The organism is Blautia sp. OF03-15BH (assembly GCF_003463065.1).
Lineage (GTDB): Bacteria > Bacillota > Clostridia > Lachnospirales > Lachnospiraceae > Limivivens.
In genome coordinates this window covers 1-25,038 of sequence record NZ_QSCM01000023.1, presented here as the reverse complement: position 1 = coordinate 25,038, position 25,038 = coordinate 1, and the positions used below count along the sequence as shown (strand labels likewise).

Annotated in this window: 20 protein-coding genes; 19 read left to right on the top strand and 1 reads right to left on the bottom strand. The window is 46.2% G+C overall.

All coding sequences use genetic code 11. From position 1 onward, the window contains the following. Positions 1-342: 342 nt before the first annotated feature. The 11 genes from bsh to DXA57_RS15570 all read left to right on the top strand — a co-directional run bounded on the left by bsh (position 343) and on the right by DXA57_RS15570 (position 12,171). Entirely contained in the window at positions 343-1,317 is a 975-nt protein-coding gene (gene bsh, locus DXA57_RS15625; RefSeq protein WP_117768197.1) for a choloylglycine hydrolase, read from the top strand. A 29-nt stretch (positions 1,318-1,346) separates the two neighbouring features. Further along, complete coding sequence (locus DXA57_RS15620; RefSeq protein ID WP_117768196.1) at positions 1,347-1,556, top strand: hypothetical protein; 210 nt, start codon at positions 1,347-1,349, stop codon at positions 1,554-1,556. A 64-nt stretch (positions 1,557-1,620) separates the two neighbouring features. After that, entirely contained in the window at positions 1,621-2,451 is an 831-nt protein-coding gene (gene rhaD, locus DXA57_RS15615; RefSeq protein ID WP_117768195.1) for a rhamnulose-1-phosphate aldolase, read from the top strand. Between the two features lie 66 nt (positions 2,452-2,517). Then, entirely contained in the window at positions 2,518-3,039 is a 522-nt protein-coding gene (locus DXA57_RS15610; protein ID WP_117768194.1) for a cysteine hydrolase family protein, read from the top strand. 314 nt (positions 3,040-3,353) lie between these two features. Then, positions 3,354-3,815, top strand: coding sequence for an Hsp20/alpha crystallin family protein (locus DXA57_RS15600; protein ID WP_117768192.1), 462 nt, complete (start codon positions 3,354-3,356; stop codon positions 3,813-3,815). Positions 3,816-3,888: 73 nt separating this feature from the next. Continuing rightward, complete coding sequence (locus tag DXA57_RS15595; protein WP_117768211.1) at positions 3,889-4,977, top strand: DnaJ C-terminal domain-containing protein; 1,089 nt, start codon at positions 3,889-3,891, stop codon at positions 4,975-4,977. A 255-nt stretch (positions 4,978-5,232) separates the two neighbouring features. Continuing rightward, a complete protein-coding gene (locus DXA57_RS15590; protein ID WP_117768191.1) occupies positions 5,233-5,979 on the top strand; it encodes a copper homeostasis protein CutC in 747 nt (248 codons plus the stop codon). 11 nt (positions 5,980-5,990) lie between these two features. Beyond that, complete coding sequence (locus tag DXA57_RS15585) at positions 5,991-8,471, top strand: transglutaminase-like domain-containing protein (protein WP_117768190.1); 2,481 nt, start codon at positions 5,991-5,993, stop codon at positions 8,469-8,471. Positions 8,472-8,521: 50 nt separating this feature from the next. After that, positions 8,522-9,829, top strand: coding sequence for an alpha-L-fucosidase (locus tag DXA57_RS15580; RefSeq protein ID WP_117768189.1), 1,308 nt, complete (start codon positions 8,522-8,524; stop codon positions 9,827-9,829). A gap of 19 nt (positions 9,830-9,848) precedes the next feature. Then, positions 9,849-10,610 (top strand): DeoR/GlpR family DNA-binding transcription regulator, encoded by a 762-nt coding sequence (locus DXA57_RS15575; RefSeq protein ID WP_117768188.1) that lies wholly within the window; start codon positions 9,849-9,851, stop codon positions 10,608-10,610. A 16-nt stretch (positions 10,611-10,626) separates the two neighbouring features. Beyond that, on the top strand, positions 10,627-12,171 hold the full coding sequence (locus DXA57_RS15570; protein ID WP_117768187.1) for a glutaredoxin family protein: 1,545 nt from the start codon (positions 10,627-10,629) through the stop codon (positions 12,169-12,171). A gap of 4 nt (positions 12,172-12,175) precedes the next feature. Here the strand turns inward: DXA57_RS15570 and DXA57_RS15565 are convergent, their stop codons facing one another. Beyond that, the gene (locus DXA57_RS15565) at positions 12,176-12,475 is read right to left on the bottom strand and encodes a hypothetical protein (RefSeq protein WP_117768186.1); all 300 of its coding nucleotides are present in this window, start codon (positions 12,473-12,475) and stop codon (positions 12,176-12,178) included. 312 nt (positions 12,476-12,787) lie between these two features. Here DXA57_RS15565 and DXA57_RS15560 point away from each other — a divergent pair, with 312 nt between their 5' ends. The 8 genes from DXA57_RS15560 (at position 12,788) to DXA57_RS15530 (ending at position 24,643) form a co-directional block, all read left to right on the top strand. Beyond that, on the top strand, positions 12,788-15,091 hold the full coding sequence (locus DXA57_RS15560; protein ID WP_158571345.1) for an AraC family transcriptional regulator: 2,304 nt from the start codon (positions 12,788-12,790) through the stop codon (positions 15,089-15,091). 318 nt (positions 15,092-15,409) lie between these two features. Beyond that, positions 15,410-17,173 (top strand): extracellular solute-binding protein, encoded by a 1,764-nt coding sequence (locus DXA57_RS15555; RefSeq protein WP_117768184.1) that lies wholly within the window; start codon positions 15,410-15,412, stop codon positions 17,171-17,173. A 300-nt stretch (positions 17,174-17,473) separates the two neighbouring features. Further along, positions 17,474-18,409 (top strand): ABC transporter permease, encoded by a 936-nt coding sequence (locus DXA57_RS15550; protein ID WP_117768183.1) that lies wholly within the window; start codon positions 17,474-17,476, stop codon positions 18,407-18,409. 12 nt (positions 18,410-18,421) lie between these two features. Beyond that, positions 18,422-19,324 (top strand): carbohydrate ABC transporter permease, encoded by a 903-nt coding sequence (locus tag DXA57_RS15545; protein ID WP_117768182.1) that lies wholly within the window; start codon positions 18,422-18,424, stop codon positions 19,322-19,324. 279 nt (positions 19,325-19,603) lie between these two features. Continuing rightward, the gene (locus DXA57_RS15540; protein ID WP_117768181.1) at positions 19,604-20,740 is read left to right on the top strand and encodes a sodium ion-translocating decarboxylase subunit beta; all 1,137 of its coding nucleotides are present in this window, start codon (positions 19,604-19,606) and stop codon (positions 20,738-20,740) included. A gap of 16 nt (positions 20,741-20,756) precedes the next feature. Further along, a complete protein-coding gene (locus DXA57_RS17655) occupies positions 20,757-20,882 on the top strand; it encodes a hypothetical protein (RefSeq protein WP_278309153.1) in 126 nt (41 codons plus the stop codon). Between the two features lie 87 nt (positions 20,883-20,969). Next, the gene (locus DXA57_RS15535) at positions 20,970-22,721 is read left to right on the top strand and encodes an ABC transporter ATP-binding protein (protein WP_117768180.1); all 1,752 of its coding nucleotides are present in this window, start codon (positions 20,970-20,972) and stop codon (positions 22,719-22,721) included. After that, entirely contained in the window at positions 22,721-24,643 is a 1,923-nt protein-coding gene (locus DXA57_RS15530; protein WP_117768179.1) for an ABC transporter ATP-binding protein, read from the top strand. The genes DXA57_RS15535 and DXA57_RS15530 overlap by 1 nt, the downstream gene beginning before the upstream one ends. The last annotated feature ends 395 nt before the right edge of the window (positions 24,644-25,038 follow it).

Here is a 25,038-nt window from a genome sequence, read left to right as displayed (position 1 = left end):
TTGTGTAGAATATGATATCATATTATGATGCCAGGGTCAAAGGGTCAAAAATCCGTTCATGCTTGCATGATAAGGCTTTTGAACCTGGGACCCGCCAAACATGAGAAAGTAGCGATTTACGCAGTAAATCAGCGGATTTCGAATGTTTATAGAATTGCGGGAGCTGCTTTGCAGCGGAGTAATTCGTAGGCATCAGCCAGGGTCAAAGGGTCAAAAATCCGTTCATGCTTGCATGATAAGGCTTTTGAACCTGGGACCCGCCAAATATGAGAAATTTTATCATGTAAGTCATGCCATATACGGTCAGTCAGTGAAAAATTCCATTTTAAGGAGGAGATAGGAATGTGTACAGCTGCAACTTATAAAACAAAAGATTTTTATTTTGGAAGAACGTTGGATTATGAATTTTCTTACGGTGATCAGATCACGGTGACACCACGTAATTATCCGTTTCATTTTCGTCATGCCGGTGACAGGAAAAGTCATTATGCGATCATCGGCATGGCTCATGTAGCGGGAGATTATCCGTTGTATTATGATGCGATCAATGAAAAAGGACTCGGTATGGCAGGCCTAAACTTTGTCGGCAATGCGGTGTATTCGGATGTCCGTCCCGGAACAGAGAACATTGCCCAGTTTGAACTGATCCCCTGGATCTTAAGCCAGTGCTCTTCCGTGACGGAAGTCCGGGAACTTCTTGCCCGGATGAATCTGGTCAATACGCCCTTCAGCGAACAGTTTCCACTGGCACAGCTGCATTGGATCATCTCGGACGAAAAAGGATCCATCACGGTAGAATCCATGGCGGACGGACTGCATGTTTATGATAACCCGGTCGGAGTCCTCACAAACAATCCGCCGTTTCCACAGCAGATGTTCCAGCTGAACAACTATATGCATCTCTCACCGAAACAACCGGAAAATACCTTTTGCAAGGATCTTTCCCTCAATGCCTACAGCCGTGGGATGGGCGCACTTGGCCTTCCGGGAGATCTTTCTTCTGCCTCCCGTTTTGTACGTGTGGCTTTTACAAAAGTAAATGCTCTTTCCGGAGATTCAGAAGCGGAAAGTGTCAGCCAGTTTTTCCATATTCTCGGCTCAGTGGATCAGCAGCGGGGATGCTGTGAAGTTGCTGATGGAAAGTATGAGATCACATTGTATACTTCCTGCTGTAATGTGACAAAGGGAATCTATTATTATAATACCTATGAAAACCATCAGATCAGCGCAGTGGATATGCACAGAGAAGATCTGGACAGCGAGGCTCTGATCTGTTATCCGGTGATTCAGGGAGAAAAAATCCATTTCCAGAACTGATGATCAGAGAATGAAAGAAGGGCGTCTGGATGAAAAAGAAAGTCCTTCCGGTCGTAGCTAATTTCAGTTTAATAAAAAAGCAAAGAATAAGAAAAGAGGTGCCTTTTCCGGGGGCACCTCTTTTCTTGGGGAAAATATATGGTAAATATTTCATTGGAACAGTGTTTTTAAAAAAACATCTTTACAAACCACATAAAACAAGATATAATGCAGTCAAAACAAAGAAAAACAACATATAAAACAAAGAGAAACAACAAAAACAAATAGAAACATTTATAACGGATAAAAAACGGAGGAAGTAGAATGAAGATTTTGGATTCAAAATTTGTACAGGGATTTATAAAAATGGCAAATGACGGTTATCTTCAGGGATGGCATGAAAGAAATGGTGGAAATCTTAGCTATCGTCTAAAAGCAGATGAAGTGGATATGATCCGTCCGCGTCTGAACGCACTGGGAGAATGGACTCCGATCGGGACGGAGGTACCGGGACTTGCAGGGGAGTTTTTTCTGGTGACAGGAAGCGGAAAGTATTTCCGAAATATCATTGTTGACCCGGAAGCCTGCCTGGCAATCATTGAGCTGGATGAAAAGGGCTGTAATTATCGTATTCGCTGGGGACTGGTAGAAGGAGGAAGGCCAACGAGTGAGCTTCCTACGCATTTGATGAATCATGAAGTAAAGAAGAAGCTTACCAACGGAAGACATCGTGTGATCTATCATGCACACACGACCAATACCATAGCACTGACTTTTGTACTGCCGCTTGAGGACAAGGTATTCACAAGAGAATTATGGGAATCTGCAACAGAGTGTCCGGTGGTATTTCCGGATGGTGTCGGTGTTGTTCCGTGGATGGTTCCCGGTGGAAGAGCGATCGCAGTGAAAACAGCGGAGTTGATGAAAAAATATGATGTGGTCATCTGGGCACACCATGGAATGTTCTGTTCGGGAGAGGATTTTGATCTGACCTTTGGTTTGCTTCACACGGTAGAAAAGTCAGCGGAGATCCTGGTGAAAATCCTGTCTATGGTTCCGCATAAGCTGCAGACTATCCAGCCAGATAATTTCCGCGATCTGGCGAAAGACTTCAATGTGACTCTTCCGGAAGAATTCCTTTATGAAAAAGAATAAGAGATCATATATTTTTGCCTGACATCATGGTATGATAAGCGTATACGAAAACGAGGGAGGCAGAAAATGAAAAACATCCTTATTGTAGTAGACATGCAAAATGACTTTATTGATGGAGCACTGGGAACCCGGGAAGCCATTGCTATTGTTCCGAAGGTGGAAGAGAAGATTCGGGAGTTTGAAGGAGAGGTGTTTTTTACAAGAGACACGCATGAGGCCTGTTATCTGGAAACGCAGGAGGGAAAGAATCTTCCCGTCCCGCATTGTATTCGTGAGACAGAAGGCTGGCAGATCCGCCGGGAACTGGATGTCCTGAGAAAGACAGAGCCGGTAGACAAGGAAACTTTTGGATCCCGAAAGCTGGCAGAAAAGCTGGCTGCACTTAACGAAAAGGAAGAAGTTGGAAGCATTACTCTGGTGGGACTTTGTACGGACATCTGTGTGATTTCCAATGCGCTTCTGATCAAAGCATATCTTCCGGAGGTTCCGATCTCTGTAGATGCCGCATGCTGTGCAGGAGTGACACCGGAGCGTCATGAGAATGCGCTGAAAGCCATGGAGATGTGCCAGATCAAGATCATCCGGTAAGTATCAGAGATTTTATAAGAAGAGAGTGTGCATTTTACAAGAAAATGTGTGCTCTCTTTTTGGATGTCTGATCGTTTTTTCTTTTCCAAAGTTCACAGAATCTTCACAAAAAAATTGAAAAAGACTATTGACAGAACAAAACTTGCGTGTTATATTACAGATAGAACAAAGAGAGGAACAGAAAAGGATCAAAGAAAAGATTCCAGGAAGTTCTTCAAAGGTTCAAAAGCTTCCGATTCTGCCGGAAGGCAGAGAGAAGCCGTTAACGATAATAACCCAATAAAATAGATAAAAAATTAAAGGAGAGATGACTTATGTTAATGCCGAGTATTTTTGGAGAGAATTTATTTGATGATTTGTTTGATAGTTTTCCGTTTTATGACAATGCAGGAAAAGATGTAGAGAAGAAACTGTATGGCAGAAAAGCAGCCCATATGATGAAGACCGATATCAAGGAAAAATCAGATGGCTATGAACTGGTAATGGATCTGCCGGGCTTTACCAAAGACGAGGTTCAGGCAACTCTGGAAAATGGTTATCTGACCGTTCAGGCAGAGAAAGGCCTGGATAAGGAAGAGAAGGAGAAAGAGACCGGACATTACATCCGCAAAGAGCGTTATGCCGGTGCTATGAGCAGAAGCTTCTACGTTGGTGAGAATGTGGAGCAGGAGGACATCAAGGCTGAATTTAAACATGGTATCCTGAAACTCTTCGTTCCGAAGAAAGAAGCAAAACCGGCAGTAGAGAAAAAGAATCACATCGCCATTGAGGGCTGATGATCGGTAAGAGAATGGAATGAGAGGCCGGAAACGACCTCTCATTTTTCGCAGGGGAAAGAAGGTGAAGACGGTGAGTGCAAAAAGAGATTATTACGAAGTGCTGGGTGTCAGTAAAACTGCAGATGCCTCAGCGATAAAGAAAGCATATCGAAAGCTTGCCAAGAAATATCATCCGGACAGCAATCCCGGAAATAAGGCGGCCGCAGAGAGATTCAAGGAAGTGACAGAGGCCTATGATGTATTAGGCGATGAGAAAAAGAGAAAACTATATGATCAGTTTGGTCATGCCGCCTTCGATGAAGGAGCAGGGCAGGCTGGCGGCTATGGAAATGCACAGGGAAATCCTTTTCAGGGTGGTTTCAGCGGTTCTTATACGGGTCCGAATGGTTCTTATCAGGAATATCATTTCCAGGGCGGAGAGGATATGGATGATATCCTCAAAAATATTTTTGGTAATTTCCACAGCCAGGGTGGAAGCAGGAGAAGCAGCTTTCACAGCAGCGGAAGCACCGGCTCGAAGAGCTACGGCGGCTTCCATGGCTTCCAGGATCAGGGCTTTGACGGTTTCGGCTTCGGCCAGGGCGGAAACTACAGCAGCAAAGGTTCGGACGTTCAGGCCGAGATCCATGTCACCTTCGATGAAGCGGCCTTTGGCGGAAAAAAGCTGATCCATCTTCAGGACAGCACGGGTGCGGTCCAGTCCTATGAAGTGAATATTCCTGCCGGCATTGAAACGGGCAAGAGTATCCGTCTGAGAGGAAAAGGTTCCCCTGGAACCGGCGGCGGAGAAGCAGGCGATCTGCTTTTGAAAGTTACCGTGGATGAAAAGCCCGGGTTCCGTCGGGAAGGAATGGATGTATATACCACCGTCCAGGTACCCTTTACCACAGCAGTTTTCGGTGGCGAGGTGAAGATCCGGACGCTGACCGGAGAGGTTCTCTGCAAGATCAAACCGGGAACCCAGTCAGGAACCAAGATCCGGTTGAAAGGAAAAGGAATTGTAAGTTTAAGCAATTCTTCCGTTCATGGAGATCAGTATGCAGTGGTGGAAATTGCGGTTCCGAAGAATCTCGATCCAGAGGCCAGACAGAAACTGAAAGAGTTTGAGAAAGTATTGGAAAAGAACGGTCACGGGTTTCACAACGGAAATGTGGCATAAATAATCAATAGAATGCGAAAAGTCTCAGCAGACGATGGAAAGCCCCTGTTTCAACTATATTAATATAGAAGAAACAGGGATTTTTTCTTTCTTTGGATAAAGTGATACAAAACGATAATAAATAATACGGAAAACAGGGCAAAATGATAAAAAACTTGACATAATCAGGAAAGAATGCTATGGTGAAATTACTGAACCAGTTCAAAGCAGATGCTTTGAACATCCTGAATAAAAAAGAAAGTTGGGACAGGAAAAATGAAAGATTTTGTATTGGAAGCCTGTGTTGATTCGGTAGAATCCGCACTGGCAGCAGTCAAGGGGGGAGCCACCAGGCTGGAGCTCTGCAGCAACCTGGTTATTGGGGGAACCACACCCAGCCAGTGGCTCTATGAGGAGATCCGGAAGGAATCTGATATCCGGATCCATGCGTTGATCCGTCCGCGTTTTGGTGATTTCTGCTATACGGATCACGAATTTGAGATCATCCGCAATGAGGTACGGATGTTCCGGAAACTGGGGGCGGAAGGTGTCGTGATCGGCAACCTTCGTCCGGATGGTACCTTAAATATGGAAGAAATGGAACAGCTTATGGACGCTGCGGGAGATATGTCTGTCACCTTGCATCGTGCCTTTGATGTATGCCGGGATCCATATGAGACCTTCGAACAGGCCAAACGCCTCGGGATTTCCACAATCCTGACATCTGGACAGAAGAACAGCTGTCTGGCAGGAAAAGAGCTCCTTCGGGAACTGGTAAGCATGGAAAATGACGAGATCACCATTCAGATTGGAAGCGGCGTGGATGCAGCTGCTATCCGGGAGCTCCAGCCGTATACGGGAGCACATGCCTTCCATATGACCGGAAAAGTCGTACTGGAGAGCACTATGCAGTATCGCAAAGAGGGCGTCAATATGGGACTGCCGTCCTTAAGCGAATTTGAGATCTTCCGCACCGATGCGGAAAAGATTCGGGAAGCACGAAAAGTACTGGAAGAAATGTAGGAGGAAAAGAGATGTTTTTGGAGAAAAATAAAAGCCGTATTGAGGCTGAGTTTGCAAAAAGAGCAGCAGAAGTTCCTGCTGTAAAAGAAGCAGAAAAAGAGATCGATACCTTCCGTCCGGAGGTTGCACTGGCACTGAAGTTCCTGTATACGGCTATGCCGCTGAGTGATGTGGGAAATTATGGAGTTTCCTCTTTTCTTGACTATGCAGAGCATGGAGTTTTCCTCTGGGAGAACAGCCCTTATGTGAAAAATATGACAGAGGAAATGTTCCTTAACTACATTCTGTATCACAGGATCAATACGGAAGAGATCCTTCCCTGCCGCAGCATTTTCTATGAAGATCTGAAAGAGCGGATCCAGGGAAAAAATATGGCAGAGGCTGCGATCGAGATCAACTACTGGTGTGCAGAAAAAGCAACCTACCATACGACCGATGCACGAACCATTGCCCCCATCAATATTTATCGCTGCGGAAACGGCCGTTGTGGAGAGGAATCCACCTTTACCATCAGCGCTCTTCGGAGTGCAGGTATTCCGGCCCGTCAGGTTTATGCACCGTTCTGGTCTCATTGTGATGACAATCATGCCTGGGTAGAGGTGTGGTGTGATGGAAAATGGTACTTTACCGGAGCCTGTGAGCCGGAACCCATCCTGAACAAAGGCTGGTTTACCAATGCTTCTTCCCGTGCGATGATGGTTCATTCCCGTTGGTTTGATAAAATCCAGCCGGAAGATGAAAACATCAATGGAAGAGAGGCCGGTGCGCTGGTACTCAACCAGCTTCGCCGTTATGCGGATGTAAAAGAAATCACGATCCGGGTGAAAAAGCCGGACGGAACGCCTGCAGCCGGTGCTAGAATTGTACTGGAGGTATATAACTATTCACAGTTCCTTCCGATCGCAAATATGGTTACGGATGAAAACGGTGAGATCCATGCGACCACAGGAAAAGGAAGCCTTCATGTAACGGTACTGCTGGATGATCTTTACGGTGAAGGTATGATGGATACAAGAAAAACAGACGTTATGGAACTGACTCTTGATACCTTTAAGATCACAGAGGGCTGGCAGAACTTTGATTCCATCGCTCCGATTGATACACCGGTGAACACGGATCAGCCTACGGAAGAGCAGAAAGAGGAACGTGACCGTCGTCTTGCAGAGGCTTTAAAGATCCGCACAGCCAAGGTGGAAGCTTTTATCCCTGACTGGAAAGTGGATTTTGTGGATAAAGCAGGCGAAAACCGCGAGGTATGTGAAAAACTGATGGAAGTTCTCACAGACAAAGACAGGATCGATGCAAAACCGGCTGTTTTAAAGAGTCATGTAGAGGCAGCTCTTCAGCTGAAAGCAGCTTATCCGGAGAAGATTTATTATTCTTATGTACTGAATCCGAGAATTTTCAATGAGGTCATGACCGATTACCGTGGTACGGTAGAAGCAGCCTTTACGGAAGATGAGAAAACTGCTTTCCGTCAGGAGCCGAAAAAAATCTGGAGCTGGATCGAGGCAAACATTGCGCTTTGTCCGGAAGCAGAGCAGGAAAGTGTTTATTTTGTACCGGCAGCTTCTCTGGCAATGAGAAAATCCAGTGAGCTTTCCAGAAAGATCCTGTTTGTAGCGATCGCCAGAACCTTTGGTATCCCTGCAAGACTGAATCCCATGGACGGAGCAATGGAATACCTGATGCCGGATCCGGCAAAACAGGGAGCAGATGCCTATGCAGACAGCCGCTTCCAGGCAGTGATCGAAGGAAAGGCAAAGGAATCCCATCTGGTATTTACCGATGCAGGCATGGCATGGACCTATGGACAGAACTGGTCTGTAGCACGTCTGGAGAAAAAGGGCTACTTCACTCTTGAACTGGAAGAACTTTCCTGGGAGAATGGAAAACTTGGCGTAGAGGTGGATCCGGGCGTTTACCGCATTATTACCGGAAACCGTCTGCCGAATGGAAATGTATTTGGAAAGAGTCTGACCTTCCGTGTGGAAAAAGGCGAGGAAAAAACGGTGGAAATGAACTTCCGCGATGCGAAACTGAAAGATATGCTGGAGAACATTTCAATTCTGCCCTTCAACCTGCTGGACAAAGACGGAAACAAGGTTCCGGCTGCTGATGTGACCAGAGGCGACCGGAAGATTCTCTTCTGGCTGGAAGTGAGCAAGGAGCCTACCGAACATATCCTCAATGAGTTGATGGAGCGGAAAGAAGCATTTGAAAACTACAAAGAGAACCTTCTCTTTATCATAAAGAAGGATGAGGATCTTAAGGATCCGACCCTCAGCCGCTGCCGCGAGGCACTTCCGGGAATCCCTGTGCTTTATGACACCTTTACAGAGAACGTTAATACGCTGGGTCGCCGGATGTATGTGGATCCGGAGAAGCTTCCGCTGATCCTTGTTACCGATGGAGAACTGAACGGTATTTATGCTACCAGCGGCTATAATGTGGGAACTGCCGACATGCTTCTTCGTATCCTGGAGATGTAATTACGGCAAAAAAGTTTACTTGATTTTACTGAGAAAGAGAGGACAGAACGATGTATCAGTTTAACCGCGAAGAATACGAAAAAAGAATGCAGTGGTTTGTCAATGCCCGTTTCGGCATGTTCATTCACTGGGGACTTTATGCGATTCCTGCCAGAGGCGAATGGGTGAGAAGTTTTGAGGAGATCCCGAAGGAAGATTACATGAAATACTTCGAGGAATTTGATCCGGTGGACTATGACCCGAAGAAATGGGCCAAAGCTGCAAAAGAGGCCGGTATGCAGTATGTGGTTCTTACAGCAAAACATCATGATGGTTTCTGTCTGTTTGACAGCAAATATACGGATTTCAAATCCACCAACACAAAATGTGGCCGTGATCTGGTTGCCGAGTTTGTGGAAGCTGTCAGAGGAGAGGGATTAAAAGTTGGTCTTTACTTTACGTTGCTTGACTGGTATCATGAGGATTATCCTCATTACGGTGACCGTCAGCATCCGATGAGAAACAATCCGGCGTATAAAAATGACAACCGTGATTTCAGCCGTTATGTGGATTATATGCACAAACAGATCCGCGAGATCTGTACCAACTACGGCAAACTGGATCTTCTGTGGTTTGATTTCTCCTATGACGATCTGAACGGAGAGGCATGGAGAGCCACCGATCTGGTAAATATGGTAAGAGAGCTGCAGCCGAGCGTTATCATCGATAACCGTCTGGAGGCGAGTGGAGTCGGATATGGTTCCATGGCAACCGGAAATCCCAAACCGTATCATGGCGATTTTGTGACTCCGGAACAGATCATCCCGCCGGAGGGAATCAAAGATGTGAACGGAAATGACCTTTACTGGGAGTCCTGTGTGACGATGAATGGAAACTGGGGCTATCATGCAACAGATAATTTCTGGAAACCATCTCCTATGCTGATCAAAAAACTGGTAGAATGTGTGTCCAAGGGCGGAAACCTGATCCTGAATGTAGGACCGGATGCTAAGGGCAACATCCCGGATGCTTCCCAGAAGATCTTAAGTGAGATCGGTACCTGGATGAAGAAGAATAAAAACAGCATTTACGGCTGTGGCAAAGCAGGGCTTCCGAAGCCGGACAACGGCCGTCTGACCAGAAATGGAAACAAACTTTACTATCATCTCTACGAGAACACCATTGGTCCGATGCCGCTGATGGGCATCAAAAAGGACGAGGTGAAATGTATCCGGTATCTGGCAACAGGAGCAGAGGTTCCCATTTCCACCAGCTGGGTTCATACAGACTATCCGGACATCGTATTTGCAGATCTGGGTCCGAATCCGATTCTTCCGGATGGTGTGGATACAGTTCTTGAGGTAACATTAAAAGACTGAAGCAGAAAAGGAACATCGCATGTTTATTGAAGAAAGACACGAGGCGATCCTCCGGACTCTGCATGAACATGGAAAAGTAAAAGTCCGTGACCTGAGCGAGAAGTTTCAGGTCACGGATGACTGTATCCGGAAGGATTTGAAGGTGTTGGAAAATGCAGGATGTCTGAAGAGGACCTATGGCGGGGCGATTTTATCTCAGGATTATCCTTTGGAGCGGGATGTGGTTGACCGGAGAAATGTGAATGTGGAGAAAAAGGCCGCTATTGCGGAAAAAGCGCTGGGACTGATCCGGGATAATGAAACCATTTTTCTGGATATTTCCACCACAAACATTAAACTGGCAGAGCTTCTGGTGGAAAAACACCGGCGGGTGGTTGTTGTCAGCAATATGATCGACATTCTCCAGGTTCTGGCCAAAAGCCCGCTGATCACGGCGGTAGGGACCGGCGGCATCATGTATCAGACCGTCAATGGTTTTATGGGAGCCGCGGCGATGGAAATGATCAGGCAATACAGCTTTGACCGGACTTTTGTAGGAACCTGTGGCCTGGATCTGACAGATGCTTCTATTACCACTCTCGGAGTGGAAGACGGACTGACTAAACGGGCGGCTTTGCAGAGCAGCCGTCATAAATACATTGTAATGGAAAAAGACAAATTTTACTTTAATGATTCTTATAAATTTGCTCATTTTGATGACATTGACGGAATCATCAGTGATGAAACGCCGGATCCGGCTACGGTAAGTATGCTGGAAAATGCCGGTGTGATTTTATATTAGAGAGGAGAGGCTTCCAATGAGAAAAAATAGAAAAAAGACGGAATTTTTTTCCTGTTTGTTGGGTCTGTTTTTACTTTTTGCTGTTTTTTTAACAGGAAGCCTTGTAAAAGCGGAGGAAAAAACGCATACGATCTGGTTTTTCTTTGAGAAGGTATGCGCCTCCTGTCATGAAGAAGAAAATTTCTATGACCTGTTCAACCGTTGTGTGACCACAGAAGAAAAATCTTCCATTTCCTATGATATCCGCACTTATAATGTTTTCAAGAGTGCAGACGAAGATGTTTACGAGAAAGCACTGAAGGAAAGCGGAAAAGAAAAGGCAGATGTCACTTTACCCGTTTTATATATTGACGGAAAATGGCTGAGCGGTTATGATAAGATAGAACAGGAACTTCACAGTGTTTTGTTTGGAGAAGAAACAACGATAGAAGTTTCTGAAAAGAATACAGAAAAAAACAAGACCTCTGAAGAAAATCCGGAATGGAGTCTGCCAGTTATCGAAGCAGAGGGAAAAGAACCGGCAGTTTTGCTTTTTACCACGTATTCCTGTAATGATTGTGAAGAGATCAAGGAATATTTAAAGGAGCTTCAGGGGCAGGAATCGTTTGCGCTGACAGAGGTGAATGTGGCGGAGGGAGAGAACATCCGCCTTTTTAAAGAACTTCTGAGAACATTTGGACGAAACCAGGACGATGGAAAGGTTCCGGCCGTTTTTGCAGGAGAAGTGGTGCTGCTCGGAAAGGATGAGATCCGGGAAAATTTACCGGGACTTCTGGAAAAAGGCGAAGCACCCTATGAAAAGCTGGAAGAAAAATGGAACAGTCTGGAAAGTGGAGAGAACGTGACCGCGGCCAGTCTGGCCACGCTTTTTGGAGCCGGTCTTCTGGCTGGTTTTAATCCTTGCTCCATCTCCATGCTTCTGATGCTGTTTTCTATTCTGATCACGACAAAGGCTTCCGTTTTGAAAAACGGAATTCTTTATCTGATCGGAAAATATATGACCTATCTGGGTCTTGGACTGGGTATCTGCTTTGCGGCTTCAAGGGTTGATCAGAATCTTCTCGGCCGCTTTGGACAGATCCTGAATGGGATTCTGGTCCTGCTCTTCCTTTTTGTGGCAGTGATGAATTTCGTGGATTTTCTGAATGTACGAAAAGCAGAATATGGCAAGGTACGGATGCAGCTGCCGAAAAAACTCCGCCATCTGAATCATCAGATGTTAAAAAAAGCCTCTCACATGGAGGGGGCTTTTCTTGGGATTCTGATTTTGGGACTGGGAATTGCTATTTCTTTAGGAGAATTTTTCTGTACCGGACAGATTTATATGGCTTCGATCCTGTATCTTCTGCGAAACGCCAGGGAACAGTGGCTTTCTCTTCTTGGAACACTGATGGTTTATGTGACGGCCATGAGTATTCCGGCAGTTGTGATCCTGGCAGTCATCGCCAGAACGAAAGGAACCGGAAGAGTTTCTGACTTTATGCTGAAGCACATGGGAGCTATCAAGCTTCTGAACGGTCTGCTGTTTCTTTTCTATGCGGCATATTTTCTGCTGAAATAGGATTTCACAGAAGTTCGCAGGAAGTGATGCCGGAAAGATCCGTATAGGAGATCAGCAGAGGACCGGGTTTTGCATTATTTTCACGGAGAAGCTCCTGGTGCAGCTCCTCTGTAAGCCGTACACGGACAGCGTCCCTGTGAATAAAACAGGGTTCCGGATCGTCAAAGAAATAGATGCTCTTTTCAATCAGCACGGTTTCTTTGATGGGGATGTCTTTTAAAAGACCTTCGTACACAACATGGTCACCGGCGAGGATCCGGACAGAAGGCAGAGCGGGGGCAGCTGATTTTTTTCTGAAAAACATGAGTAAAACTCCTTTGGAGATGAAATATTAAGGTAACTGTTCAGAACCACCTCCAAAATGCTGCGCATTTCGTCGGTGTGGCGTATCCGCCGAATAGATTTCCATGTAAAAGTGTTCGTTCATGCAAGCATGATTCACACTTTTGCATGAAAATCTGCTTGGCTCTGAACAGTTACATATTAAGAAGGAATTGCCGGATTCGGGCAATTCTGTTAAGAGTATGGTACTATAAAACGAACCGTTTCGTCAACCATCTTGATGCCCCATTGCCAGTAACTGGGGTTTTGATTAGAGGACAGGATGAGTGAGCAGATGAAAAAATGGAAAAATCACAACAAACAACAGTTCAGTGAGAATAAAAAAAGAAAAATCTCCAGGAATTTCCTGGGATCTTATCTTCTGATCCTTCTGGCACCGGCTGTGGCCGTGATAGCAATCTACTGTACTGCAAAAAATGCTATGGTGGAAACACAGAAGGAACGGATCCAAAGTGTCGTTACAGAAGTCGGAAACAGCTTTGACCGGGAAGTGAAGGAAGCACAGAACGTCGGTTATTACGTAGGAAAAGAAAAACGTCTTTCTGACTATCTTATGAAAGCACGGCCGCAGAACAAGGAGCAGGAATTCTATTCTCTGTATACCATTTCGACGGCCTATCCAAACTATGCACTGACGAATGAGGTGATCGAAGATGTATTCATCCTCATTTCGGACAGCCGCTATATCCTTAAGATCCCTCAGGTAATTCCGGAAGATGCGAGGGGAGTGGCGACACTGGGAGATTTTCCATTTGGAAGCTATGATGAGTTCATGGCTTATTATCATGAGCAGGATCCGGCACAGTCTGTTTTCTGCCACGAAGATGAAGATGGAAAAATCTCTCTTTTGATCCCCGGCAGGGCGAGTTATCCATCCAATCCTTTTGTGGATTGTATCGTAGTTGTGCAGCTGAACTGGAACCGGATCACGAAAATGCTCCATCCGATCCTGGCAGGGGAGGCAGGTGTGGTCGCACTGGTGAATGCAAACGGGGAAATCCTTGCCTGTGCAGAGGATTTCGGTAACGGAAGCAGCATTTTATACGGAAAGGAAGCGGGAAGTCTGGAGGAGCATCTGAAAGAAAACGGCTGGAAAAAGAACAGCCTTGTCACCTGCAGTACCAGTCTTTCCTATAACGGGTGGAGGATCGTCTCTTATGTTCCTAAGAGTGTGCTGACAAGTAAGATCGGGACAACGCGTTATGTGACGATCTCGCTCTGTTTTGTGTCTGTTTTTATCGGAATGATCGTCTGTCTGGCCTACTGGCACCAGAGAAAAGGAATGGTACAGGAGTTTTTTGACTTAAAAGACCGGCTTCTTCAGGGAAAAACGATCCAGAAGGAGCACCTTCAGTTCTGGAGCAGCTTTGACAGCTTTCTGACGGAGGTGGATCAGCTGCAGAATACAGTAGAACAGCAGGAAAGCATACTTCGGGAAGATTTTCTTGGAAAAATGCTCTATGGCAGTTATGATTCAGAAAAGCAGCTGGAGGCCGGTGCGGAAAAGGCAGGCTTTCCGTTGAAAATGGGTTTTTACTATGTAGTGGATATGGAATTTGAGGATCCTCTTCGCAGTGGTAGCAATGTGAGCCGGGAAGAATTCAGTGCGATCCTCGATCGGCTTCTGGAACAGTATATCGTCTGGAAGTGCTGGCGTTATTCCGTCAGTGAGCTTTCCATGGTGCTTCTGATCCAGAGCGACGAAGAACTTCCGGCAGAAGAATTGAAAAAAGCTCTGGAAGAGATGAACTATGAATTTTACAGTTGTCTGAAAGTACAGAGTTATACGGGTATCAGTACGGCTGTGCAGGAACCGCTGGAGATCGCCAGACAGTATGAGATCGCCTCCAGGATCAGTGAATTTGCACGTTACCGTGGAATCCGCGTGCCGGTGCTTCCGGACGAACTTCCCAAGGAGCAGATGCTGGATCAGCCGCTCTTTGTTACCATTGATATGGAGCTGAAGCTGGTGAAACAGATCCAGAGTGGCAGCGCGGAGCAGCTGGAAGAGCTGATCGATCAGATAAAAAAGATCTATTTCCGGCCCGGAAACAGTCAGTACACCTATCGTCACACGATCGAGATCCTGCGAAGCTGCCTGTTCCGGAGTATCCCGGCAGATTCCGAAGATCCGGAAGTCCGGAGACTCCGGGAGGCTGCTCAAAAGGTTTATCTGGAAGAACCGCTTTTTGCACTTTTGCGGGAGACCAGAGCACTCTGTGCCCGGATGCAGGAGAAAAAAGAAGAGGCAGTGGTGGATCTGGACAGGGAAAAAATCTCTGGTTACATCGAAGAAAATCTGGGAGATGCCAGTCTGAATTTAAGTGTGCTGTCAGAATGGCTTGCAGAACCGGAGAGAAAGCTGTATAATGATTTCAAATTATGTTTTGGTATGTCCTTCAGCAGCTATCTGGAGCAGCGTCGTATGGCACGCGCCTGTGAACTTCTGAAAGATGGCGTGGCGGTAAAAGAGACTGCGGAAAAGGTTGGCTACGGCAGTGACTATTCTTTCCGGCGAGCTTTTAAACGCGTGGTGGGAATCCCGCCAAGTGATTTCCGCAAGATGCAGACGGTCTGATATTTGAGATAGATATAGTGAACTATACACAAAAAGTCGTATAAAGAATGCTTGAAAAAGTAAAAAAATATGGGCAGCCCATCTGCTCTGTCAAAAGTGACTCCTTGGTGACAAGGGGTTATTTTTGTCTAAAAAAACGGAAAAACACACGCAAACAGTAGCGAAAACAGGTGATTTATGAAAAATGTATGCCCTTTTGAAAATCTGTACCTTGTAAAAGTGCTGTAAAAAATGGTAAAATCAGAATGTAGTTAAGGCGTGTTGCAAAAACACACGCAACAAGGAGAAGTGAATCTATAAGAAAAGGAGGAAGATTTTATGAAGAAAAATCTTGCCAAAGCAACAGCTCTTCTGCTCGTAGCCGGAATGATCGGCGGAACAGGCCTGACAGCAGCAGCTTCTGATGCAGAGCTGAACCCGGCCGGAACTTATCCGGTAGTGAAAGACGGAACCCTTGAGTTTGACTGTTTCACCATGTCCATGCCGAACGTTGAGGACCTTCAGACCAACGACTTTACCAAGTACATGGAAGAGAAGACTGGTATCACCATGAACTTCCTGACTGGCGGTCGTGATGACTGGAGCGACAAGCTGAACCTGATGCTGCAGTCCGGTGATTATCCGGATGTTATTCTGGGTGTTTCTCCGGATCTGGCAAAATATGGCGTAAAAGAAGGAATGATCATTCCTCTGGATGATTATCTGACCGAAGAGAATGTTCCGAATTACTTAAAGACAATGGAGCCTTATGGTCTGGATATGACAAAAGAGGCTGATGGAAAAATCTACTCTCTGGCTAATATCAATGTCTGCTACCACTGCCAGTACGGCAGAAAAATGTGGGTAAACAAACGTTATCTGGATGAGATGGGCGTTGATGTTCCTACCACAACTGATGAGTTCTATGATGTCTGCAAGAAATTCCTGGAGTACAAGCCCAATGGCGTAGCAATCGGCGGCGCTGCTCAGGGTTGGTACAGCCGTATGCAGGACTGGCTGATCGATGCATTCGTTCTGATGCCGAACACCTCCTACACCACCAGCCAGAAGGATACCATCGCGCTGAACACCGATACCAACGAGATCGAGTGTGTGGCAACCGATGACCGTTATAAAGAAGCAATGAAATGGATCAAGAGCCTCTATGATCTGGGTGCTATCTATGATGGTGACTTCACTCAGACCGCTGAGCAGCTGAAAACTCTTGTAAACCAGGCTGATGAGCCGGTGCTGTTCTTCACTGCAGGTACCATTTCTGATATGATCGACGCAGCCAGCAACCCGGACTTCTACAAAGACTATGAGTGCATGGCACCCATCGCAGGACCGGACGGAACCAGAATCGCATTCCAGACCCCGAACCCGGGTGTAAGCGGCGGTGCATTCTGCATTACCGACAAATGTGAGAATCCGGAAGCAGCTCTTCGTTGGGTAGACTTCTTCTACAGCGAGACCGGTGACCTTTGCTCTCAGTATGGTGCTGACGAGGGAACCGACTGGGTACTGAATCCGGAAGGAAAAGTAGGTCTGAATGGTGAGCCTGCAAAATATGAAGTACTGAATACTTACAGCGCGGAGACTCAGAACCATGACTGGCAGGATATCGGTATCCGTGTGGCTCCGGCTGAGTATCGTCTTGGTCAGGCTGTAGATCCGAACGTTGATGTTCATACTTCTAAAGGTCTTGAGAAACTTCTCTACGATGCAAGTGCTGATCTCTATGCTCCGTATGCCGGAACCGGCAACATCAAACTCTTTGATGAGATGAAACTGACCGATGAAGAGTCTACCAACATCTCCATTATGGCAGTAGAAATTGCTGACATCATCGAGAGTGATTCCGTAGCATTCATGACTGGTGCAAAAGACATCGATTCCGAATGGGACAGCTACAAAGATTCTATTGAGAAAGCTGGTCTGCAGGATCTGATCGCTGTATATCAGGAAGCTTATGCTCGTTCCAGCCAGGGTGATGAGACAGAAGCAGCAACTGAGGCAGCAGAGACCGTAGCTGAAACTGAGACTGAGACCGCAGCAGAGACCGTAGCTGAAACTGAGACTGAGACTGAGACCGCAGCATAAACGGGAAAAGACTGGAAAAGTTAACTGCGAAATCAAAAAAGTTATGAGATCAAAAAAAGAAGAGGAGCTGGCGCTTTCAGCGGCGGCTCCTCTTCTTAAAGAGAAGTAAAAGCCACAACGGTCCCGTCAAGTGGCTGAGCGACGGACAAGATTTTGGCTGACAGGGATCGATCATGTGAGGATTTGTTCCTTGCTCAGACATTTGACGGGGAGCAGGCGGAGGCTGTGTGAAAGAGGGGAAGCACAGAAGCCGCATACTTCGGAAGAAAGATTTAGAGTTAAGAAGAGGAGGATGCTCGGATGGGTAAACAGAAACAGAAAATTTACAATCCTGATCCAAAGAACAAAATCAAAAGCAATAACTGGCAGTTCTGGGCAATCATTGCACTGCCGGTGATCTATGCAGCAATATTTGCATACATTCCCATGGCTGGAATTCTTATCGCCTTTGAGGATTACAGTCCGCGAGGCGGAATTTTCGGAAGTGACTGGGTTGGCCTGAAATGGTTCAAGCAGTTTTTAACTTCTACCTCCAGTGTCAGAGTGATTAAGAATACACTGATCCTCGGTGTATATTCTCTGATCGTAAACTTTCCGCTCCCCATTCTTCTGGCTATCGGCCTGAATGAACTGAGAAGTGTGAAATACCGTAAATTCATTCAGATGGTAACATACGCACCGTACTTTATCTCTATCGTTGTCATGGTTGGTATGATGATGCAGATGATGGATCTTCGTACCGGTATCATCAATGTGCTCCTTCAGAAGATCGGCTGCGATCCGGTGAACTTCTTTGGTAATGTCAAGCTGTTCCGGCATGTATATGTATGGAGCGGACTGTGGCAGACCGCGGGATATTCTTCGGTTATTTATATTGCAGCACTGGCCGGCGTAAGCCCGGAGCTTCAGGAGGCAGCGATCGTAGATGGTGCTTCCCGTGTACAGAGAATCTGGAATGTAGATATTCCGGCAATCCTGCCGACCGTTATCACCATGCTGATCTTCAACTGTGCAAGTGTTGTAAGTATTGGATTTGATAAGGTTTACCTGATGCAGAACAGCCAGAACAGCAATGTTTCCGAGGTTATCTCTACCTTCGTTTATAAGATCGGTATGGTAAACTCCAACTTCGGATTCTCAACCGCTGCCGGTCTGTTCCAGTCCATCGTTTCATTTATTCTGTTGGTTGCTGTAAACAAGATCTGTAAAAAAGTAACAGAGACCAGTTTGTGGTAAGGAGGGGTAAGAATGAATCATCAGCTTAAATTCAAAAACATGCGTACAGGCGATAAAATCTTTGATATCCTGAACTATACCCTGCTGACTGTTATCATGGTTGTTGTTCTTTACCCGGTACTGTATATTGTTGCAGCATCTTTCTCAGATCCTCAGGCGGTTGTCAGCGGTGAGGTATTCATTCTCCCGGTACGTCCGACTCTTCGTGGATATGAGGCCGTATTCAAAAACAAAAAGATCCTTACCGGTTTTGCCAACTCTGTATACTACCTGGTAGTGGGTACCCTGCTGAACCTGGTAATGACCATGCTCTGTGCATATCCTCTTTCCAGAAAAGAGTTCCGTGCCAGAGGCGGTATTGCAATGTTCTTCGTGTTTACCATGTATTTCAGCGGCGGACTGGTACCGTCCTACATCCTGGTAAACAGCCTGCATTTGACCAACACCCGTTGGGCAATGATCATTCCGTCTGCAATGTCCACCTACAATATGATCATCTGTCGTACTTACATGAGCAACAGTATTCCGGATGAGATGTATGAGGCAGCACAGATCGATGGCTGTACACCCTGGAAATATTTCCTGCGGATCGTAACTCCGCTTTGTAAACCGATCCTTGCAGTTCTGACTCTGTATTACGGCGTTGCAAAATGGAACGATTACTATACAGCAATGATCTACTTAAGAGATGATACTCTGATGCCGCTGACCATTGTTATGAAAGAGATCCTGATCCAGAATAAGGTTGATATGACTCAGATCGGAGATGCATCCAACCTGGCAAAACTGCAGGGTATGTCAGAGCTTCTGAAATACTCTACGATTGTCGTAGCATCCATTCCGGTTATGCTCCTGTATCCGCTGGTGCAGAAACATCTGGTAAAGGGTGTTATGATCGGAGCCGTAAAGGGCTGATCGCTGAATCAAAAGCTTCCCGGAAAAGTCTCCGGGAAGTTTTTGATTATGCAGAAAAAGGGATTGACAGATGAAAAGTTTTCAGCATATAATAAATCTGTCAAGTGAAAGGGAGTAGCTGCCATTAGAAAATGGATTTCCGAGCGTCAGTACGACTGCCTGAGAGAAGGCGGTTCGCAGGGAATTGAAATAGCAAGACTTTTACCGTAGTGTTTTTGTACACTGTGGTAGAAGTCTTTTTTTATTGTGACGGCAGCTCCCGGAAAAGGAGGAAAAACGATGGAGTTTCTTTTGGAAGGTCTTAAGGCTGTGACCTGGCAGCAGGTCGTAATGTATCTGGTTGGTTTTGGATTGATCTATCTGGCGATCAAAAAGGAGTATGAGCCATCGCTGCTCTTACCTATGGGGTTTGGCGCGATCCTTGTAAATCTGCCCTTTTCAGGAGTGTTGGATCAGACACTTCAGGGAGGAATCGAATCCAACGGAATCATTCAATGGCTGTTTCATACAGGGATTGAAGCATCTGAGGCGATGCCGATCCTGCTTTTTATCGGTATCGGAGCTATGATCGATTTCGGACCGTTGCTTACGAATCCGTTAATGTTTCTTTTTGGAGCAGGAGCCCAGTTTGGAATTTTTGCGGCAATTCTTCTGGCGGCAGTTCTGGGCTTCGATCTTAAGGATGCAGTCTCCATTGGTATCATTGGAGCAGCGGATGGTCCGACCTCAATCCTCGTATCACAGGTCCTTGGCTCGAAGTATATCGGTGCCATCGCAGTGGCGGCTTATTCCTATATGGCACTGGTGCCGATTGTTCAGCCATTTGCCATTCGTCTGGTGACTACGAAAAAAGAACGGCAGATCCGTATGGATTACCATCCTGCTTCTGTGACCAGAAAGATGCGGATCCTGTTCCCTATTCTTGTAACGATGGTCGTAGGTTTTGTCTCCCCACAATCCGTGGCTCTGGTAGGTTTTCTGATGTTTGGAAATTTGATCCGGGAATGTGGCGTCCTTCATACCATGTCGGAAACGGCACAGAATACATTGGCAAATCTGATCACAGTGCTTCTGGGTATCACGGTTTCTTTCAGTATGAAGGCAGATGCGTTTGTGAGCATTGATACGCTGATGATTCTGGCCATTGGTCTCTTTGCTTTTGTTATGGATACGATCGGTGGTGTGCTTCTTGCGAAATTTATGAATCTCTTCCTGAAAAAGAAGATCAATCCCATGATCGGTGGAGCTGGTATTTCTGCTTTCCCTATGTCTTCCAGAGTGATCCAGAAGATGGCTATGGAAGAGGATCCCGGTAATGTGATCCTGATGCATGCGGCAGGTGCTAACGTTTCCGGACAGATTGCTTCGGTGATCGCAGGCGGTCTGGTTATCAATCTGGTAAGTCGTTTCTTATAAGAAAGGAGAGCCCTTTATGAATACAGCAAACATTTATGCAGCCATGGAAATCATGTGGAAAGGTATGGCGGGGATTTTTATTACGATCCTGCTGATCATGCTCTGTGTCTGGCTTCTTGGGAAAATCGGGAAAAAGAAGTAAACAGATTTTTTAGATTCCCTTATTGACATTTAAAAAAAAACTCCTTAGAATGTTTAGTGACGAACAATCTAAAGGAGAGGACAAACGATGTTAAAGACATTAGGAGCTCAGGTAAAAGAGTACAAAAAGGCTTCCATTGCCACGCCACTCTTCATGATCCTGGAAGTCATCATGGAAATGATCATTCCTCTTATGATGGCTTCGATCATTGATGACGGAGTAGAAGCCGGGAATCTTCATCACATTTATGTGATGGGAGGATGGATGCTCGTAGCAGCGCTGATCGGGCTTTTTGCCGGTGTTATGGGCGGAAAATACGGCGCGAAAGCATCTACAGGTTTTGCAAGAAATTTAAGACAGGCTATGTTTGAAAATATCCAGACGTATTCCTTTTCAAACATTGACAAATTCAGTACGGCAGGTCTTGTGACCCGTCTGACAACGGATGTGACGAATGTTCAGAACGCTTACCAGATGATCCTTCGTATGTGTATGCGTGCACCGGCCAGCATGATCGTAGCCATGGCAATGGCTTTTATGATCAATGCCCGTCTGGCCAGCATTTATCTCGTTGCGGTTCTTGCTCTCGGATGCTGTCTGTTTTTTATCATCCGAAAAGCGACTGCTTATTTCCAGCAGGCATTTCCGAAGTACGATGACCTGAATGCCAGCGTACAGGAAAACGTATCGGCTATCCGTGTGGTAAAAGCTTATGTACGTGAAAATTATGAGACCAGCAAATTCCAGAAAGCCAGCGGTAACATTTACGATATTTTCTGCAAGGCGGAGAAAAACATTTCCTACAATGCACCGCTGATGCAGTTCACGGTTTACAGCTGCATTCTGCTCATCAGCTGGCTGGGAGCCAAGATGATCGTTGGCGGCAGCCTGACTACCGGAGAACTGATGAGTCTTCTGACATACTGCATGAACATTCTGATGAGCCTGATGATGCTTTCCATGGTCTTTGTCATGATCACGATGAGCATCGCCAGTGCAGAGCGTATCACAGAGGTTCTCAATGAGAAAAGCGATCTGGACAATCCGGAGCATCCAGACTTTGAGGTGCCGGATGGAAGCATCGAATTTGAACATGTAAACTTCAGTTACCGCAAAGGAGAGGGCAAACCGGTGCTTTCGGATATCAGTTTTTCCATAAAATCCGGAGAAACCATCGGCATCATCGGAGGTACCGGAAGTGCCAAGACCAGTCTGGTCAATCTGATCAGCCGTCTTTATGATGTGACAGGCGGAAGCGTAAAGGTAGGCGGAAAAGATGTCCGTTCGTATGATATGGAAAAACTGCGTGACGAGGTATCCGTTGTTCTTCAGAAAAACGTCCTGTTTTCCGGAACGATCCTGGAGAACCTTCGCTGGGGAGACAAGAATGCTTCCGAGGAGGAGTGCATCCGTGCCTGTCGTCTGGCCTGCGCCGATGAGTTCATTGAGCGGATGCCGGAAAAATATAATACTTACATTGAGCAGGGCGGTTCCAACGTCTCCGGCGGACAGAAGCAGCGTCTCTGTATCGCCAGAGCTCTTCTGAAAAAACCGAAGATTCTGATCCTTGACGACAGCACCAGTGCAGTCGATACCGCTACGGATGCGAAAATCCGTAAAGCCTTTCTGGAGGAAATCCCGGATACCACTAAGCTGATCATTGCCCAGCGTATTTCCAGTGTGCAGGATGCAGACCGGATCCTTGTTATGGATGACGGCAAGATCAATGGTATCGGAACGCATGAAGAACTGCTGAAATCCAATGAGATCTACCGTGAGGTCTATGAATCCCAGACCGGTGGCGGCGGAGATTTTGACGAGAAGAGAGGTGAGGCATAATGGCAGAAGCAAAACCGATAAAAGGTCCTATGGGAAGAGCACCCAGAGGAATGAAATCCCAGGTGAAAAATCCAGGTAAGATTTTTGCACGGATCATGAAATATGTGCTGAAAAATTATACGCCGCACTGTATTGTCGCAGTGGTATCCATTTTTATCAGCGTACTGGCAAACGTACAGGGAACGTTATTTACCAAGACGCTCATTGACAGCTACATTCTGCCGATGCTGAAAGCTTCTGATCCGGATTTTGCCCCGCTGCTCCATGCGATGATGCGGGTGGCTGTGTTTTATCTGATCGGTATTCTGGCAGCATTTGCCCAGAACCGCGTGATGATCTATGTGACACAGGGTACCCTGAGAAATCTGAGAAATGATCTGTTTTCTCATATGGAAAAGCTTCCTATTCAATATTTTGATACGCATTCCCATGGAGATATCATGTCGATCTACACCAACGATATCGATACCCTCCGTCAGATGATCAGTCAGAGTATTCCGCAGGTGCTGAACAGTGCGGTCACCATCGTGAGCGTTTTTGTCAGCATGCTGATCCTGAATATTCCGCTGACCATTACAACGCTTATCATGGTTACGATCATGATGACTGTGACCAAGAAAGTGGCAGGTCTTTCCGGAAATTTCTTTGTGAAGCAGCAGAAAGCGCTTGGTGATGCCAACGGCTTTATCGAGGAGATGATGGATGGGCAGAAGGTCGTCAAAGTATTCTGCCATGAGGAAGAGAACATTGCAAAATTCAAAGAGCTGAATGACAATCTTTGTGACTGTTCCTATAATGCAAATGCGTTTGCCAATGTTCTGGGACCGATCAACGCACAGCTTGGAAATGTAAGCTATGTGGTCTGTGCCCTTGTAGGAGGAATCCTTGCGCTGAACAGTGTAGGCGGTTTTACGCTGGGCGGACTGGCAAGCTTCCTGACTTTTAATAGGAGCTTTAACATGCCGATCAACCAGGTGAGCCAGCAGCTGAACGCCATCGTAATGGCACTTGCCGGTGCGGAACGTATTTTCCGTTTGATGGATACCACCGTGGAGACAGACGAAGGCTATGTGACCCTGGTCAATAGCAGAGAAGAAAACGGAAAACTGACAGAGAGCAAAGAGCGTACCGGACACTGGGCGTGGAAGCATACACACCAGGCGGATGGAAGTGTGGATTATATACCACTGAAAGGCGACGTTGTCTTTGATGACGTGGATTTCGGCTATAATCCGGATAAAATCGTACTCCATGATGTCAATCTCTTTGCAAATCCCGGCGAAAAGATCGCCTTTGTCGGTTCTACCGGAGCAGGTAAGACCACGATCACGAATCTGATCAATCGTTTCTATGATATCCAGGATGGTAAGATCCGTTACGACGGCATCAATATCAGCAAGATTTGCAAGGCGGATCTTCGTCGTTCCCTTGGTATCGTACTGCAGGATACGCATCTGTTTACGGGGACCGTGCGTGAAAACATTGCCTATGGAAAACTGGATGCCACCGAGCAGGAAGTGATTGCTGCGGCAAAACTTGCCAATGCAGATGGATTTATCCGTCGCCTGCCGAATGGCTATGATACCATGCTGACCGGTGACGGAGCCAACTTAAGCCAGGGACAGAGACAGCTGCTTGCCATTGCCCGTGCTGCTATCGCTGATCCGCCGGTGCTGATCCTCGATGAAGCGACCAGTTCCATCGATACCAGAACTGAGCGTATTGTGCAGGACGGTATGGATAAGCTGATGAAGGGCAGGACCACCTTTGTGATTGCCCATCGTCTTTCCACTGTCCGCAATGCGGACTGTATCATGGTTCTGGAACAGGGCCGGATCATCGAACGCGGAACCCACGATCAGCTGATCGCAGAAAAAGGAAAATACTATCAGCTGTATACAGGAAATCAGGTAAGTGCATAAAGAGAGATTTTTACTATAATATATGAAGAAAAGCTGTGCAGAAAACTGTGCCGGAAAATGGTGCGGGTTCCGCACAGTTTTTTTTCTCGTTGAGACGTGTTTTCTTAAAATGTGCGAACGAACTTGGAATTGCATAAACAGTTTAAAAAATATGAAAAATTTCAAAAAAAGGTGTTGACATTCCGTGGAAGGGGTGATATGATAATCAACGTCGCAGGGAGCTGCGGCAGAGATGCTCGAAAGAAGTTCGAAAGAACAAAAACTTTTCAAAAAAAGTTGAAAAAAGTTCTTGACAAACAGAAACGAACATGATATGATATAAAAGTTGCTGATGAGCAGCAACAAACCAAGAACCTTGATAACTGAACAGTGACATATCCTTGAAAGTTCAAAAG